Origin of the sequence: Chitinophaga arvensicola, from assembly GCF_900110835.1 — a bacterium.
In the GTDB taxonomy this organism is placed as follows: Bacteria; Bacteroidota; Bacteroidia; order Chitinophagales; family Chitinophagaceae; genus Chitinophaga; species Chitinophaga arvensicola.
The window spans coordinates 2593492-2610832 of sequence record NZ_FOJG01000001.1; the positions used below are offsets into that span (position 1 = coordinate 2593492).

General features: G+C 47.3%; 10 protein-coding genes. 3 read left to right on the forward strand and 7 right to left on the reverse strand.

What is annotated here, in order from left to right:
• The 7 genes from BMW79_RS10860 to BMW79_RS10890 all read right to left on the reverse strand — a co-directional run bounded on the left by BMW79_RS10860 (position 1) and on the right by BMW79_RS10890 (position 11507).
• A complete protein-coding gene (locus BMW79_RS10860) occupies positions 1 to 2301 on the reverse strand; it encodes a Gldg family protein (protein WP_089894441.1) in 2301 nt (766 codons plus the stop codon).
• Positions 2302 to 2322: 21 nt separating this feature from the next.
• On the reverse strand, positions 2323 to 3252 hold the full coding sequence (locus BMW79_RS10865; protein WP_089894444.1) for an ABC transporter ATP-binding protein: 930 nt from the start codon (positions 3250 to 3252) through the stop codon (positions 2323 to 2325).
• 147 nt (positions 3253 to 3399) lie between these two features.
• Positions 3400 to 4323 carry a hypothetical protein gene (locus tag BMW79_RS10870; RefSeq protein WP_089894447.1) on the reverse strand — a complete coding sequence of 308 codons (924 nt, stop codon included), beginning with the start codon at positions 4321 to 4323 and terminating at the stop codon, positions 3400 to 3402.
• A gap of 27 nt (positions 4324 to 4350) precedes the next feature.
• A complete protein-coding gene (locus BMW79_RS10875) occupies positions 4351 to 5778 on the reverse strand; it encodes a RagB/SusD family nutrient uptake outer membrane protein (RefSeq protein ID WP_089894450.1) in 1428 nt (475 codons plus the stop codon).
• A gap of 11 nt (positions 5779 to 5789) precedes the next feature.
• Positions 5790 to 9368 carry a SusC/RagA family TonB-linked outer membrane protein gene (locus tag BMW79_RS10880; RefSeq protein ID WP_089894453.1) on the reverse strand — a complete coding sequence of 1193 codons (3579 nt, stop codon included), beginning with the start codon at positions 9366 to 9368 and terminating at the stop codon, positions 5790 to 5792.
• Positions 9369 to 9626: 258 nt separating this feature from the next.
• Positions 9627 to 10853, reverse strand: a complete 1227-nt coding sequence (locus BMW79_RS10885; RefSeq protein ID WP_089894456.1) for a FecR family protein — start codon at positions 10851 to 10853, stop codon at positions 9627 to 9629.
• A 57-nt stretch (positions 10854 to 10910) separates the two neighbouring features.
• Positions 10911 to 11507, reverse strand: coding sequence for an RNA polymerase sigma factor (locus tag BMW79_RS10890; RefSeq protein ID WP_177192116.1), 597 nt, complete (start codon positions 11505 to 11507; stop codon positions 10911 to 10913).
• A 299-nt stretch (positions 11508 to 11806) separates the two neighbouring features.
• On the opposite strand from BMW79_RS10890, the gene BMW79_RS10895 reads away from it, so the two are divergent.
• The 3 genes from BMW79_RS10895 to BMW79_RS10905 all read left to right on the forward strand — a co-directional run bounded on the left by BMW79_RS10895 (position 11807) and on the right by BMW79_RS10905 (position 17328).
• Positions 11807 to 12397 (forward strand): RNA polymerase sigma factor, encoded by a 591-nt coding sequence (locus BMW79_RS10895; protein WP_089894462.1) that lies wholly within the window; start codon positions 11807 to 11809, stop codon positions 12395 to 12397.
• A 186-nt stretch (positions 12398 to 12583) separates the two neighbouring features.
• Positions 12584 to 13771, forward strand: coding sequence for a DUF4751 family protein (locus BMW79_RS10900; RefSeq protein WP_089894465.1), 1188 nt, complete (start codon positions 12584 to 12586; stop codon positions 13769 to 13771).
• A gap of 254 nt (positions 13772 to 14025) precedes the next feature.
• Positions 14026 to 17328: a TonB-dependent receptor gene (locus BMW79_RS10905; protein ID WP_177192117.1), complete on the forward strand. Its 3303-nt coding sequence runs from the start codon at positions 14026 to 14028 to the stop codon at positions 17326 to 17328.
• Positions 17329 to 17341: the final 13 nt, after the last annotated feature.

Here is a 17341-nt window from a genome sequence, read left to right on the forward strand (position 1 = left end):
TTATTTTCTTCTTCTCCTGATGAGTAAAATGGTGCTTCCAATTAATAACAGTCCTGGGATGACACCTAATAATCCGTATCTCACCACTTTCAGACTTTCTTTGGTGATGTGGATTTCGTTGTCAGATCCGATCGGACGGTTTACGTCTACCGGTACATTGCCATAAGACAACCAGTGGAACATACCCGGGATCAGGGTGAAGTTGGCAGATCCGTAGTAACGGATAGGAGGCTTCATACCACCGTTGCTGATACAGTCGGCGTCGCCGATGATCATGATACGTTGTTCCTTGTTGCCTACTTTTTTAGATAATGCATAGGCCGTCACAAAGCTGTCTACTTTTTCTCCGGCAGCCATATCTACGGTAGCAGAATCATTTACGAAATCGATGGTCTTTGTTTCGTTCCATGTTTTCATGGTATCGGTTTGCAATACCGGAACAGCTTTAAAGCCTTTGTCTTCCGCAATCACAAGACCGGCAGATTTTACCATACCTACGTACTGGTGCTGGCGGATCATGTTACCAAAGAACGGAGCAATTTCTTTCGATGCTTCGGTAGGGCGGCAGATCACGGCGTTGGCAGCTACGTCCTGTTTAGGTTGTACCAGCTGACCAGGAACGGTTTTTACACCAAACTGAGAGATGAAGGATTCCATGATTTCAGAACCAGGCTTCAGGGTGATGACCAGGTTACCGCCATTGGCGATATAGGTATCCAGTTTCTTCCTGGAATTGGAATCCAGTGCCTGTTGCATATCGGAGATCACGATGATATCTACTTCTTTCGGGATCTGGTTGTTACCGGAGAGGTCCAGATCTTCTACATCACAGCCCTGGTTGGTCAGTGCATAGCGGAAAGTTTTAACGGAAGAAAACAGGGTGTAGTCCTTGATCCTGTCGCCTTCTATTTTCCTTTCACCTTGTCCCTGCAGGAAAGCAATTCTTGGCAGTTTCATGACCATGCGTTTGAACATGGCGGACACTTCTCCTTCGCTTGGGAATTTCACCATATCGTCGTAGATCCTCAGGAAAGCTTTCTGACCGTTGGCTCTTTCCACTACACGTACAAACACGTTGCCTTCGTCGGTAAGATTGATTTTCTTTTTGATTTCTGCAGGTGTCAGGAACATATCCAGATCCAGTTCTTTCAGTTCTGCTTCTTTCTTGGCTACTTCGGCGAGTGGAAGGTCTTTATAGATATTTTTAAGACGCGGGTTGTTGCTGGGTTCATCGTAGTAATAAACGTATTCCAGTTTTGTTTCCGGTTTGAAGCGGATGAATTGTTTCAGGCGCTGTTTGTCTTCGTTTACCTGTGAAGGGATACCGTTGTAGTATTCCCTGTCGAGCAGGTTTACGTAGGTGGTGATCGTCATACCGCCGTCCAGTTTGGCCATGATAGCCTGGCTGTTGGGGGTGAGGGTATTCCTTTTTGTTTCGGTGGCATCGTAGTAGGCCATGAAGATAGGGCGGGAAGTAGCGTATCCCAGCGCCATAGCGGCGATTACTACAAGGGCGTATTTGCTCCATACGGCAGAGAAGGAAGCATGGGTGCGGTTAGCCTGTAGTTTCTGCACACTCAGCGAGAGGAATAATACTACAACGATTAAGAAGTAGAGTACATCTTCGCTGCAGATGAGGCCCATGATCATTTCATTACAACGGCCGGAAATAGAGAGCCAGTAGGTGATGTCGCGTACAAAGGCGATATCCTGCCATACTTTGTCCATGTAGCTGAGGGTACCGAGTAATACCAGGGTGCCCAGTGCGGCTACTACCTGGTAGGAGGTAAGACTGGACATGAACAGTCCGATAGCAGAGTAGGCGCACATGAGCAGGTAAATACCCAGGAGGCCGGAGGCTACGGAAGACAGTTCAAAATGGTCCACGGTGATTAAGCCTACTACTACATATACCAGTAATACGCCGATCAGCAGGAAGCTGTAGATCATCATGGCAAGGAACTTACCACGGATAATCTGGGAGGAGGTAACGGGAGAGGAGTATAATAATTTGATAGAGCCGCTGCTCAGTTCACGGCTCATCAGTCCCATGGTGAGCAGTGGCATATAGAGATACAGGTAGCTTTGCACGGATGCGAGCAGCCCGCGTTGTCCGGAGAAGATACCGGCAGTGATAAACATGTTACCCCAACCTGTACGCTGTGCCTGCAGTACTTCTTTCAGGTGGTCTGCAAAAACCATCCCTGTCTGAAAGGCAAATACGACAAGGATCATCCAGGCGATGGGTGAATAGAACAAGGTGAATAATTCTGCCTTGGCGATCTTATAAATTCGTCTCATTTGATATTTTTTATCAGCTTTTTATTTGGTGTTTTTTTTCGACAACCGCGCAAATACGGCATCCAGAGAGCTTTTCTCAATGATCAGCTCCATGAGTCCCCAGCCTTTGCCTACGCTTATTTCAGCGATGCGTTGTGCTGTTTTCTTTTCTCCGTCGTAACCGAGTCTGAAGCGGGTAGGTGCAATCTGTTCGAGGGATCTGATACCTTCCTGTTTCAGGATTTCGTCGTGTGCAGGCGGGTTGTCCAGTTGTACCACCAGTGTATTGGGTTCGATGTAGTTGTCGAACATTTCCAGGGTGCCGGAGAAAACCATCTGACCTTCTTCGATCATTTTGATTTCTTTGCAGGTAGCCTGTACTTCGGTGAGGATGTGGGTAGACAATAATACGGAGCGGTCTGTGGCAATCTGTTTGATCAGGTTGCGTACTTCCACGATCTGGTTGGGATCGAGTCCGTTGGTAGGTTCATCCAGTACCACAAATTTCGGGTTATGAACAATGGCCTGGGCAATACCCACGCGTTGCTGATAACCACCCGACAGGTTGCGGAGCAGGCGATCGCGGAAGTGTGCCACGCCGCATCTTTCCAGTGCGTCCTGAACGGCATGTTTTACCTGTTTTTTTTCCACCATGCGTAGGTCGGCGCAGTAGGTGAGGTATTCTTCCACGGTGAAATCCTGGTACAGCGGCAGTTTCTGCGGCATGAAGCCGATATTGCGCTTTGCTTCTACGGGATTGTCTTTCAGGTTGATACCGTTGATAAAGACTTCTCCTTTCGACTGCTTTAATACCCCACAGATGATGTTCATGGTGGTAGATTTACCGGCGCCGTTGGAACCCAGCAGGCCAACAACACCCTGGCTGTGGATTTCAAGATTTATATCTCTGACCGCCCACTGGGAAGCGTAACGGTGAGACAGGTTTTCAACTTTTACGATGGCGTTTTCCATTCATTACAGATTGTTTAATAAAATAAAATAGCAGGTGTAAGCTTTGGCTTACACAATTATTGTTAGCGTGATGTGAGATGAAGAAGCGCTACTGATATACCTTTCGCCGGGGACAGGGCCCCGTGCGAAAGGTAAGGTCAAATGGAATCAGTAGGTGGCGTTGGCGATGGCGCGCACGTCGATGTTGTATTTCGTTTTGTAGTAATTTACCAGCAGATCAAATTTCTGTTTGATGAGCGGGTATTTCAGGAATGGTTCCATCTGGGCATCCGTTCTCATGGTAAGATTAGCCACAAAGCTGTTGAGATCATTTGTTTTTGCTGTTTGCCAGGAATAGGCGCCGTTGTACCATTCGTTGGTAGTAAGGTAAACCGGATCAAAGCCTGGTATAAATCCTCTCTGGCGGTAAGCTTCCTTATTATCTGCGTTGGACAAAGGCAAGGTAGGCGCTGCAGTGGGTGCGTAGTTGCTCAGTGTATAAAACGAAGCAGGTACGTCCAGTATTTTAGCGCTGACATAGTAATTCCAGATAGCAGATATAAAAATATTCTTTTTCGCTGTTTTCTGGGCGCCGGTCATCGTGCGCAGGGAGCTGTTCATGCCCGCAAAAGCGATGGCTTTACCAGTTACCTTATAGTCTGAGTACAGATACTCCCTGCCCGGAGGAAAACCTGGGCGGTATTGTTTGATGGTATCTGCCATCATTACGCGGTAGGGAATGCCCTGATTTTTCTTGAAATCATCCGGCAGGAATTTCAGCCAGATATCATCCAGGAAGTTGAGCATATCTCCTGCATAAGCGGGATTTCCCAATACGGCGGTATCCACTTTAGAAGCGCTGGAACCGGTGCTTTGTACCCATATAAAATCTTTCTGGGTAAATGAATAGAGGAAATAAGATCCGTATTTATTGTACAGCTGTTGAATTTTATCGTTTGCCTCCTGGGAAGCATTTCCTTGCGGTAATTTATAGTCTGCTTCAATTGGCACGGGAGCGCCAATGCTCACATCTTTTTTACAAGAGAATAACAATATGCTGGAAATACAGCCAATGAAAAGTATGTGCTTCATGTTATTGTTGTGTTATTGGTTTGATATTTACTGTCCGATTCTATCTCCTCCTTCTCCTGACGGATTTTGTGTCAGCTGAGGATTTCTCAGTAACAGGCTGGTCGGGAAAGGCAGGGTGTATGCCGGGTCGTTGTGCTGCAGGGTATATTGTAGCACAGCTTCTCCTACATCATTCTGGTAACGGTGAGAAATGGCGGGCATACCATAACGGCGCAGATCGAACCAACGGAACGCTTCGTAGCAGAACTCCTTCCGGCGTTCATCTCTTACCGCCTGCAACAGGATTGCTTTATCGGAGATGTTCACATCGGTGTACCCGATGATACGGTTACGGCGCAGTGTATTCAGGTCTGTCAGCGCATCGCCGAGTTTGCCCAGCTGCACGTTTGCTTCTGCCCTGTTGAGCAGTGCTTCGGATGAACGCATGGTTTGTGCCAGATCGGTACCAATCGTGAGTTTGGTAGCAAGCATTACGCCGCCATTCACCATTGAAAAGCCATATTTCAGCCTGATATCATTCGGATCAAATGTACTCAGGAAAGCAGCAGCAGGGGTATAGGTACTCTGGTTAGGCTGTGCGTTACCACCGTATATCCATTCCACTTCCTGGTTGTTGTAGTTGAGCCAGCGGCCGGTGGTGATGCTGGGCATGTTGGTCATGTCGATGATCACACCACCCTGGTCAAATACTTTATTGGCTTCTGCAGCCGCTTCCTGCCATTTTTCCATGAAGAGATATACTCTCGACAGCAGGATGTGAATAGCTGGCTGATTGATGTGGTAGTCTTTGCGTACAATCGGCAGTGGATCCATCAGCTGGGAAGCTTTATTCAGATCTGCTACGATGGTTTCATACACTTTGGCTACTGTTTCCCGCTGCATATATTCAGCAGAAACGCTGGAGTTCAGTTTTAACGGAACACCTAAGGCCTGTGGGTTATGGTTGTAAGGCTCTCCGTAAAGATTTACCAGTCTGAAATAATACAGGGCACGTACGGCCAATGCTTCTGCTTTCACCCTGTCTTTGTCGGGCTGGCTACCGATGGAGTTGTCCACATGATCCAATACCGCGTTGCATCCCATGATCCACTTATAAAATTTGGCATACGGACTGCTTCCGGGATCTTCATTGACCTTGTCGCCCATACCGTCTATGTCGGCTTGTCTGGGTTGCCAGGTGTAGCTCAGGAAATTGCGCCGGGCATCTGGTGTGCCTGCGATAGGTGAGTTACCATTGTCATATTCCAGGAACAGGTCCACATCATCGTCCATGTAATATACCATGCTGGCCGGTTCTTCGCTGGGCATGTAACCTGATCCCATCAGCAACTCCCGGAAATCGGTGGTTGTTTTAGGAATGATGTCTGTCTGTGATTTTTCTTCGAGCAGTTTCGAGCAGCTGCTGAAGCCAAGGAGGCCGGCAAGTGCGTATATCGGGAGTGTTTTAAATTTCATGCGCTTCAATGTTAGAATGTCATATTAAAAGATAATGACGCCATCCTGCGGGCAGGCCAGCCACCGGTTTCCGGATCGTATCCTCTCCATTTTTTGTCGAAGGCGATCAGGAATGGATTAGTCAGACTGGCAGATGTGCTCAAACGTTTTACATGTAAAGCTTTCAGCAGTTCTGGCTTGAATTCGTAGTTCAGAGACAGTTGGCGGCAACGGATAAATCCTGCGTCAGCTACCATGATATCCGATTGATTAAACAGGGAGTACGGCGTAACTGACGGTGAGTTCAGACCAGGCAGTTTAATGAGCATGGTGCTGTAATTTCCCGGAGGGATAGACGGGATATTGGTATTCTTTTCATCTCCTGGTTGTTTCCAGCGGTCGTTCAGCAGTCTTGGCACATTTTGCTCCGGTGTGGGAGCGCCTGTGTTGTTGTAGTATACCGGTATTCTTTTCTGGTTGCCGAATGCGGTGGCAAACTGTGCATACAGGGAGAAATTCTTATACCGGAACATGGTATTGAAACCTCCGGAAAAGTCAGGCTCCAGTTTACCTGATTTTACGAGATAATCCAGGTCGTTGGCGGTTGTTTTGATATCCAGTTTATTGAAAGTAGGACGTCCGTTTGTTTTGTCGAGACCAGCAAATGAATAGGAGTAGAAGGTAGAATAAGCCTGTCCGTTTACAATGGCGGAACCAGCCAGGTAGTCGTCCAGTGTGTTGATCCTTTGGTTTTGTTCTACCCTGTTGATGGCCTTTCCACCGTTTACAGAAAACTGCCAGGTGAAATTCTGGGTCCGGATCGGAATAACGCTGATCATCAGGTCGTAGCCGGAGTTTTCCATCAGGGATCCGAATACGGTAGCGGAGTTCATACCGGTTTCAAGTGGCACCTGCCTGGAGGCCAGTACGTTACTGCTTTTCTTAAACCAGTTGGCAGTAGCGCTCAGGCGGCCGTTCCACATGGAATAGTCCAGTCCGAGGTTCCAGGTTTTTGTTTTTTCCCAGCCCAGATCCGGGTAAGGCAGTGATTTGATACTGAGTATATATTGTTTGTACAGGTTGCTCAGACCGCCATCGGAGGCAATCAGGTAAGGAGATACAGCTTCCACTGCGTTTCCCTGGTAGCCATAGGAAGCGGATAAGTTAAATGAATTGAGCCATTTTACGGAGCTCAGAAATTTTTCGTTGGCTATGTTCCATCTCACACCGGCAGACCAGGTAGGCTGGAAGCGTTTGTTCTGATCCTGGCCAAAACGGTTGGAAGCGTCGAGTCTTCCGTTAAAGTTGACAATATAGCGGGAGTCAAATGCATATACTGCGGTGAAGTATTCACTGAGGTAGTTGCTCTCCTGGTTTACGATACGGGAGTTGATACGCATGTCTTCATACAGGTTACCGGTGGTACCCGCGATCACTGCAGGATTGGCAGGCACAGGTGCATAGCTTTCACCCCTGTAACGGAGATAGCCATACTGTGTATTGGCATTACCTTGCGACAGGGAGGATCTTGCTTCAATACCACCCTGGAGCGTCATGGAGTGACGCTGCTGGAACAGGTGGTTGTACACGAGGCTGTTCCGGAAGGTATAACCTTTATTGGTGGCATTTTCCAGTTGTGCGAGGCCACCGAAAGGCAGCTTGCTGGCCTGTTCTTCGATAGAGTTGGGTAATACGGAACCAAATTCATATCCTCTTTTCTGTGTGATGAAGTAGGATAATTCAGTAGCATATGACTTTACATTCGAAGAAGCGGTATTATAGGATAAGAGACCCTGGTATTCCAGTCCTCTCAGTAGTTTCAATTGTACATCCACTGTAGAGGAGAGGGTGGTAGTGGTGTTTTTACTACCGGTGTTGTTCAGCTCATTCTGAATATTGTACAGGTAGGTATTTTTACCGATAATGGCGTTGCTGCTTTCTCCTCTTTTGGAATGATAAAAGAGAGAGCCATCATCGTTATACATCGGGATGGTTCTGGCGGTGTTGTAGGCATAATCAAATGGATTTACGCCATAGGCAAAACCGTCTGTTTCGCGGATACTTCCATTCAACAATACGTTCACCGTTAAACGGTTACCAAAACGCAGGCTGGTATTGGAGGCAGCGGAAAAAGTACTGAGGTCATTTCCTTTCGCTTCGCCTTTCTGCTGTTGCATGTTAAAAGAGGTACGGTTGGAAATTTTATCTGTTCCGCCTGTGATGCTTACGCTATGGTTCTGGTTGAAGCTGTTACGGAAAAGTAATTTGAACCAGTCGGTGTTCTGATTTTCCAGTTTCCGGTATTTCTGCTGGTAGGTAGCGTAGTCGATCTGTTTGTTCTGCAGCTGTTGAATCAGGCCACCATAACCGATGGGCAGAATGTCTGACGTATAGCTTTCGCGACTTTGATATATGTCTTTGGAAAACTGCATCAGCTCCTGGGAGTTCATCAGGTCAAACATGCCATAGGTAGGCCTTTGACCAACCGAAAGGTTGGAGGTATAGGAAACGGACAACTGGCCGGCTTTGGCTTTCTTGGTAGTCAGTACAATAACACCGTTGGCCGCCTGTGAACCATAGATCGCCGTAGCGGAAGCATCTTTCAATACGGTGATGGTTTCAATGTCGTTTGGATTCAGCCAGGAAATAGCGTTGGAGGCAATCAACCGGAGTTCGGTCATATCGCCTGCCAGGGAACCGTTTCCATTTGGAATAGGCAGTGGATCACGTTGGATGATACCATCTACCACCCATACCGGTTCCTGGTTACCCAGGATGGTGGAAGTACCACGGATACGGATTTTAGGGGTAGAACCCACCTGGCCGGATTGTGTGATCACAGACATGCCCGGTACCACACCCTGCAGCATCTGGTCGATGCTGGTTTCGCCGGCTACCTTGATATCATCGGCTTTTACGGTGAAAATGGAACCTACATAGTTCTTTTTATTCATATTCATGTACCCGGTTACCACCACGTCGGTCATTTCCAGATCGCGTTTGTACAGGGTGATATTCATCACCAGGTTGTTGCCGTCGGATACCATCAGTGACCTGGACTGTGCTTTGTCGGGCGTAAAGGCGCTGTAGCCATTGTCGCTTTTCCGCACCACCACTTCCAGGGTTTCGTAGCCCAGCATGGAGATCAGGAGCACGGTATTTTCCGGCAGGTGATTGAAGTAAAAGGAACCATTCGCCAGTGTAATAGTACCATTCACGGTGTTTTTGATACGAACGGATACACCAGGCAGCGGTTCACCTGTAACCGACCTCACCATACCGGTAATGGAGTTGGGAGGGGCCGGAACAGCGCTGGTAGCCTTACGGGACAGTACGATGGTTTTGTCTTTGATCAGGTAAGTTACCGGCATGTCTTTCAGAACAATGTCCAGCAAGTCTTTCAACGGCATGTTGTTCGCAGACAGGGATACGCTGCGGGCATCGTTGATGGTATTGGTGTTGCTGAAAACGACGTACCCGGTTTGCTGTTTAATCTCAGCAAAAACTTTTTTAATAGGTATAGTTGTACCCGATAGCGTAACGTTTTGTGCATTTCCGGAGGCGCTTGCCTGCAAAATGGCGACAGTTAATAATACGGCGGTTAGTCTCATTGCCCGATAGATTTTGGTTAGGCGCTTGCATGTTCCCGTACGATCGGGAGGCCAATAGCATTTTTTTTGCATAAATTGCATGAGATTTGGTTGTGAATAAATGTGAATTGCAATAAAACCGTTTAGGAACCAACTGAGTCCAGTACACCGTCACGGCCGCAATCCGTGACGGTTTTTTAATGGTTGGTTACTGTTTATATATAGTTATAGCCGGACTGATTTTACAGCCCATCTTTCTTGTATTCCGGTGTGGTGTTGTTACTTATTTAATACAATCAGTTTACGTCCTTCTACTCTAAAGTCTACTTCTGTCCTTCTTAATATTTCCAGTAGATCTGTCAATGGGATCTGTCGGCTCATTTCTCCCATGAATTGTATGTTTGGTATACCGTTTTCGTATACCACGTCTATATTATACCAGCGTTCGAGCTGTCGCATTACCTCCTCCAGGTTAGCGCCTTCAAAGTTGAACAGGCCATTTTTCCAGGCCATTATTTTTTCAATTTCCGGGTCATTTAAGACCGTTATTTTTTCTTCTGGTGTATGAACGCCTATAGCGTTGCGGATCACCGCCTGTTGCCCCGGTTTAAGAATAACTCCGGCAGTATGCGTGGGCGATGGTATCCCTACTCTTACGCTTCCGTTCAGCAAAGTGGTTTGGATGGCGTTTTCATTTTCATAGGCATTTACGTTAAACAACGTGCCCAATACTTCTATAGAAGCTTTATTGTTATTGATAGTTACGCGGAAAGGAACGTCGACATCTTTTACTACGTCGAAACATACTTCTCCTGAAATTTCCACCCGGCGTTCATTGCCTGTAAAGGTAATAGGGTAGCGGATGGAGCTGGCTGCGTTTAACCATACGCGGGTACCATCAGGCAAAGTAAGCTGGAACTGGCGCCCTTTAGGCGTGGTCATTTTATTGTATTGTATTTCTGCTGTATTTTCTCCGGCCCCATCATATACCAGGTTACCATTGGATAACACTACGGAGGTACCGCTCTGGTGAGCCACTACGCCGCTGGCCATACTGTCGAGTACCACTTCCCGGCCATCTGCCAGGGTAAGAATGGCGCCCTGACTGCCGGGAGCAATGTTCATGGTTTGGGAGGCAACAATAGCAGGCTGCGTTTTTTTGTTATGTTTCATCCACAGCGAAACGCTTCCCCCGATAAGGAAGGCGGCAGCAGCTGCCCAGCCCCATTTACGTAAGAAATGAATGCGGTGAACCTGCGGCGCAGACGGCATCCCGAATTCGGGAATCTGCGCACTGATTTTTCGGGAAATCCTGTCGGTATCGTAAGCATAGAACCGCTTTACATTCGCTCTCAGTTGCTGCCGGTCGGTGATGGCAGCAAAAAGATCGCGGTTGTTACCGGATGCGTTGACCCACTCCTCTAATGCGATACGTTCCTCGTCATTCAGGCTGTCGTCCAGGTATTTGCCGATCAATCCGGCTATGTGGTGATTGTTCTCCGTCATGCTATACTACTAAAACAACTAACTCTTCTTTTTATACCGGTCTTCCTCAAAAAAATTTCAACGTTGTAGGATAGCTAACATGTAAACGAGCATGGGTAAGGAAAGCAGCTCGTTTTTTATAAGGGCGGTACGCAATAATGCCACGCCTTTTGCCTTTTGATTTAATACTGTCTGATAGGCCATCTGCAGTTCGGCCGCAATTTCAGGGGCGGTTTTTCCGTCTACCACCGACAAACGCACTACCTGCCGGCATTGTGGCGGCAGTTTTTCAATTTCCAGGGAAATGAGCTGCATGACTTCCGTCTTGATATAAGCATTTTCCACATCTATGGAAAAGCGTTCAGCGCCCATTTCTATTGAATGGTGAACGTCGTCGTGCCGTTTTTGTGCCTTGAGGTAATTGAGCGCCGCGTTTTTGGCGGCAGTAAAGAGGAAAGACTTTAACTGGCCCAGGGAAGGGAAATCTTCCTTTCTTTGAAATGCGTTGATAAAACACTCCGAAACAATGTCTTCCGCTGCCATGGTATCCATGATCAACTGCTCTGTGAAAAAACAGAGCGGCCGCTGGAACAAGGCATACACCTGATGCAGTGCTTTGCGCTCCCCCTGCTGAAAATAATCAATCAGCTCAATTTCCTCGTATGCTTCGTTCAATGACAATGCCTGGTTTTAGGTTCTGTTGGAAGCACAAACTATAGCAAAATTTTCAAAAGTTAAAATGCCATTGCTTAAATCGTTGAAAATTAGTGCTTTATGTTTTTTTAAAATGCCGGGGTACTGTATAAAGCCTACCTGATGAGTAGGATGCTGACAGTGGGTTCTATTCATTGTCAATGACAAAGATTCCTGAGCGGCAGGGAGCAACCGTAACCAACCTGTCTTGTAAGTAGCCCTTACAAAACAACCCGGAAAGAAAAGATTTTATAATTACTTTTAAGGCTATATTAGCTGAAATGCCAACGAGCTTGCACACCGAAAATGAGTTGGTCCAAAGAGTAGCGGCGGGTAATGAAGCTGCTTATAAAGAATTATTTACACGTTACTGGGACCAGATTTATTCCACTGCACTGATGTTTACCAAATCGCCGGAAATGTCCGAAGATATGGCACAGGAAGTATTTGCGCGGATCTGGGTAAAGCGGGAGAAGTTGAAGGAAGTGGTCCGTTTTGATGATTATCTCTTTATCACTGCCCGCAATTTAATCTTTGACCAGATGCGGCAGAAAGTATTTACCTACGAACATGGGGTATACCTGACCGAATATTTTAGTGATGCTGATCTCACTCCGGCCGATAATGTAGAATTAAAAGAGATGGAGAAAATTATCCAGCAGGGTATCAGTATCCTTCCTCCTCAACAACGCACTGCCTTTTGTCTCAGCCGTTTCCAGGGACTTAAACATGAAGAAATTGCCGCACAGATGGGTATTTCCAAAGAAAGCGTGAAAAGTCACATTGTACGGGCCATTGCCAGTTTACGCAAACACCTGGGCGATCATGCAGAACCCATGACGCTTTTTGTATGGATGCTGCTGATGCTGTAGATTCACAGGCTGGTGGTCTGTTTTGTAGCATTGCTGAACGCCCCGTCCCGAAGTAATAAAAAAATATTTTTTTTCCACTGCTCCCTGTTTCCTCCATTTTACGTCTTTATACTGATAAGGGTATTTTTTGCGTAAAATTACAATTGTCAAATGTACAATTATTAACAAGGGCGCAATTCTATAATAATGGCTATGACACCGGATTTTGAACAATTATTAACACGTTTCCTGGACGGAACTCTTTCCCCGGAAGAAGTACCCTTTTTCCTGGAAAGCGGAAATAAGCCAGCCAACCAGGAAGTGCTGCGTCAGGTGTTGATGGAGAAACTCCAGGGAAAAGCCTATACCGGATTATCCAATCCCGCCGATATTCACCAGCTGTTTGCGCAGATGATGGAAAGAGCGCAACCAGTCATCATTCCATTATCCAGGTACCAGCGCTATCGCCGCTGGGGCAGTGTGGCCGCTGCTGTGGTGCTGATCACGGCCGGCACGGCTTTCTTCCGGTGGCAGCAACATCACCGGAAAACGCCTGCACCGGCGCCCATTGTCGCAGCTGTGAAAAATACAGTGACCCCGGGTGGCAACAAAGCCATGCTTACCTTGTCAAATGGTACCACCATCCTGCTGGATAGCGCTGCTAACGGTACTTTGGCTATGCAAGGCAGCACCAGTGTCGTAAAACTTACGAATGGTCAGCTATCCTACCAGGGCAATGGCGTGGCCACCGCCGGTGAACTATTATATAATACTATGAGCACACCCCGGGGCGGACAATACCAGGTAACCCTCCCGGACGGCACGCGTGTATGGCTCAATGCTTCATCTTCCATCAGCTATCCTACTGCCTTCCCCGGCAGGGAAAGAAAAGTAACGGTGAAAGGAGAAGCCTATTTCGAAGTGGCACATAACGCACAACAACCTTTTAAAGTAGTGGTCAACGGCGTCGCAGTAGACGTATTGGGCACCCACTTTAATGTAAACGGATACGGTGATGAAGCCGCTACCAGGATTACCCTGCTGGAAGGGTCAGTAAAAATATCCAAAGGTCTCACTTCCGCCATGCTGAAACCCGGCCAGCAGGCACTGGTAGCCGGAAACGACAACATACAGTTCAACAACGGCGTGGAAGTGGAAGAAGCCGTGGCCTGGAAAAACGGCCTGTTCTGGTTTAACGGCGTAGACCTCCCCGGCATTATGCGCCAGCTTTCGAGGTGGTATGATATTGAGGTGGAATATGAAGGCGCCATTCCACAACGACATTTCACCGGGCACGTATTCCGGGATCTTAGTTTAACGGAAGTATTGAAAATATTAGAATTAAGCCACGTTCATTTCAGATTAGAAGGGAGAAAACTGATAGTAACACCATAATAATCATCCCGGCAAAAGTAGAATAGTAAGCCGTTTTATTTCATCAGCTGAAACAACAGGACAGCCGTGTTCGCGACACATCCCTGCCCAAACGTTTCAGACCCGCCTTGTATAAGAATAAGGGGGATGGAGATTCCTTTACTTATGTTTTATTAAAACAGTCCAACGTTATGTTTTTACACATCTTCTATCAACAAAAAAACAGTACTACCTCTCGCAAATGGTGCTGTTCCGGCCGTAAAAAAATGCAGTTTATGAAGATAACCAGCATGCTGTTGCTCGCTGCCTGTCTCCACGTCAGCGCCAGCGCCTTCAACCAGACCATCACGCTTTCTGAAAAGAAAGCTCCCCTGGAAAAGATTTTCCGGGAAATAAAAATACAAAGCGGCTACCTGTTTTTCTATGACCCCGACGTCATCAAAAAAGCATTACCGGTAGATATTAAAGTAGAAAAAGCGGCACTGGAAGATGTGCTCCGCATCTGCTTCAAAGATCAGCCGCTCGAATACACCATCTCCAATAAAGTCATTATCGTTAACTATAAAACGAACAAGCCGGACCCGGCTTCCACATTTCTGTCGCCCCCAATCGATATCAGGGGCCGGATTATGGATGAAGAGGGGAACGCGCTCCCCGGTGCTACCATTAAGCTTAAGGGAAACGACAAAGGCACCGCAACCGATGCCGGTGGAAATTTTGTGCTCCAGGTTCCTGATAACAAAGGTATCCTTGTTGTTTCCTTTATCGGTTATCAGACCAGGGAAGTGCCGGTAGGAGCGTCGCTGACCATCATCTTAAAACGGGAAGACACGAAAATAAATGATGTAGTAGTGATTGGTTATGGTACCCGCAAAAAGAGCGATCTCACCGGCTCCCTGTCTTATGTATCCAACAAGGACTTTGAGAACCAGCCGGTGACCCGCCTGGATCAGGCATTGCAGGGAAGAGCCACCGGTGTACAGGTAACCAGTGCTTCCGGTTCCCCCGGCGGTGATGTCCGCATCCGTATCCGTGGCGCCAATTCCCTCACGGGCGACAATAACCCGCTATATGTAGTGGATGGCTTTGTGGGCGCCGATTTTAATAACGTCAACACAGAAGACATCGCCTCCATCGTGGTACTGAAAGATGCCTCCTCCACCGCTATTTACGGTAGCCGTGGCGCCAACGGCGTAATCATCATCACCACCAAAAGCGGTAAAAGCGGTAAAATGCAGGTGAGCCTCCTGACCCGCCTCAGCGCTTCCAACGTGATCGGTACCTATAATACCATGAATGCAGCCGATTTCGCGGAAACCGTAAATGCCCGTGGACTGGCACTTACACCCGCCGGACAAACCTACACGCCCCGCTTCTCCGATGCAGAGATCCAGCAGTTCCGCCAGAAAGGCGGCACCAACTGGCAGGATGAAATATTCCGCACCGGTATGGGACAGGAATACCAACTGGGCTTCTCCGGAGGTACCGATAAAACCAATTACCTCATCAGCGGTAACTACCTGAACCAGGAAGGCATTATTCACAACTCAGATTTTAAACGCTATTCTGTCCGTTCCAATATCGCGTCGCAGATCTCTGATAAATTTTCGGTACGACTCAACTTCACGGGTATACGAAGAGAAAATCACAACACCAGCGGCACCGGCGCCAGGGGTGGCAGCCTTGGCCAGGCACTCGCCTGGGCGCCCACCACACCCGTGTACACGCCTAAAGGAACCTATACGATCAAGGATCCCACCAGTTCCATCTTCTCCAACCCTGTAGCGATCAATGAACAATCAGATAACCGCAACGACCGTACGAATATTAACCTGATCGGTGGTGCGCGTTACCAGTTCCTCCCGGAATTGTCATTGGATGTACAGGGTGGTATCAACTATACCAACGACCAGGCGAAAGGTTACGCTGGTCCGGCTATCACGGGCAATGTACCTTCCGCTTCCCGCAACTCCGGAGAAAATATCCTGGTACAGAATACCAATAACCTCACCTACAAAAAAACATTCAATAAGGATCATCAGCTGGAACTGACCACTGTATTGGAAACACAGCAGTTTAAAGGCACCGGTTTTAATGTGTCTGTAAATGGACTCACCTATCCGGATCAGACGTATAACAATATTGCGTTGTCGAAGTCGTCGCAGGTAGGTTCCGGTTACAGTGAATGGAGTTTGTTATCGCTGCTCGGCAGGGCCAACTATGCTTACAAAGACAAATACTTTTTATCAGGCTCTATACGCCGCGACGGCTCTTCCAAGTTCCGGGGTAAAAATAAATTCAGCACCTTTCCCTCTGCGGCAGTAGGCTGGAAGTTATCCGAAGAACCTTTCCTGAAAAACACCAACATTTTTAATAACCTGAAACTGAGAGGCAGCTGGGGTTTAACGGGGAACCAGGGGATTAATCCTTATGCTACCTATTCTGCCTATACCACCAACCTCGATGATGCAGGTACCGTTTTCAACGGCGCTTCCGGCAAAATTGTGTCGGGTATTGCACTGGGAAATCCCGGTAACCCCGAACTGAAATGGGAAACCACCGAGCAGATCAACGCCGGACTGGATGTTGAAATATTCCAGGGCGCCGTTACTTTCACCGCAGATTATTTTGTAAAGAAAACCCGCGACCTGCTGCTCAATCAGCCGGTACCCGGCTATCTCGGCGGTAACTTCATCCTCTCCAATATCGGTGATATGCGTAACACCGGCTGGGAGTTTTCAGTAGGAGTAAATGCGTTCTCAAAAAGAGAGTTTAACTGGAACAGTTCCTTCAACGTATCCTTTGTAAAAAATACGCTGGAAAGTCTGGGTGAGGGCCGTAAAGAAATATTGTTCAATGAATTTATCTTAAGACCCGGACAACCCATCGGCTCTTTCTTTGGCTACAAATACCTGGGTACCTACAAGCCCAATGAGGCAGCAGAAGCAGCAAAGTATAACCTCAAACCCGGAGACGCACATTACGATGACTTCAACAAAGATGGGGTGATCAGTGACAAAGATTACCAGATCATCGGTAATGCGTTACCCAAAACATCCCTGGGATGGAATAATACATTTACCTATAAAAACTTTGCGCTGAATGTGTTTGTACAAGGTTTGTTCGGACTGGATAAACTGAATTACTCCTATGCCTTTGGTATGTTGGGAAGTACAGATGCCAAAGAGATTCTTTTTGCGGATATTAAAAACCGCTACATCCCTGGTGTGAATGAAACATCTGATATCCCGGCTTTCAGCTCTGCGCCTACGAATACGCTGAACCAGAGTTCCCGTTTTGTGGAGAAGGCAGATTTCTTAAGATTGAAGAATCTGAGCCTGTCTTATGATATCAAAAAAACAGCGTTAAAAAATATCGCGGGTGTGAAAGTATTCCTGAGCGCTACCAACCTGTTGACGTTTACACGTTACCGTGGTATAGATCCGGAATCGAATTCCAACAATCAATCGGAAGGATTGAACTGGAGCGGATTTGTGGCAGATACAGAACAGGGAATAGATCAGGGAGCCTATCCCAATGCGAAGACTTATACCATAGGCGTCAACGTTATATTTTAATTTTTAAAAAAGA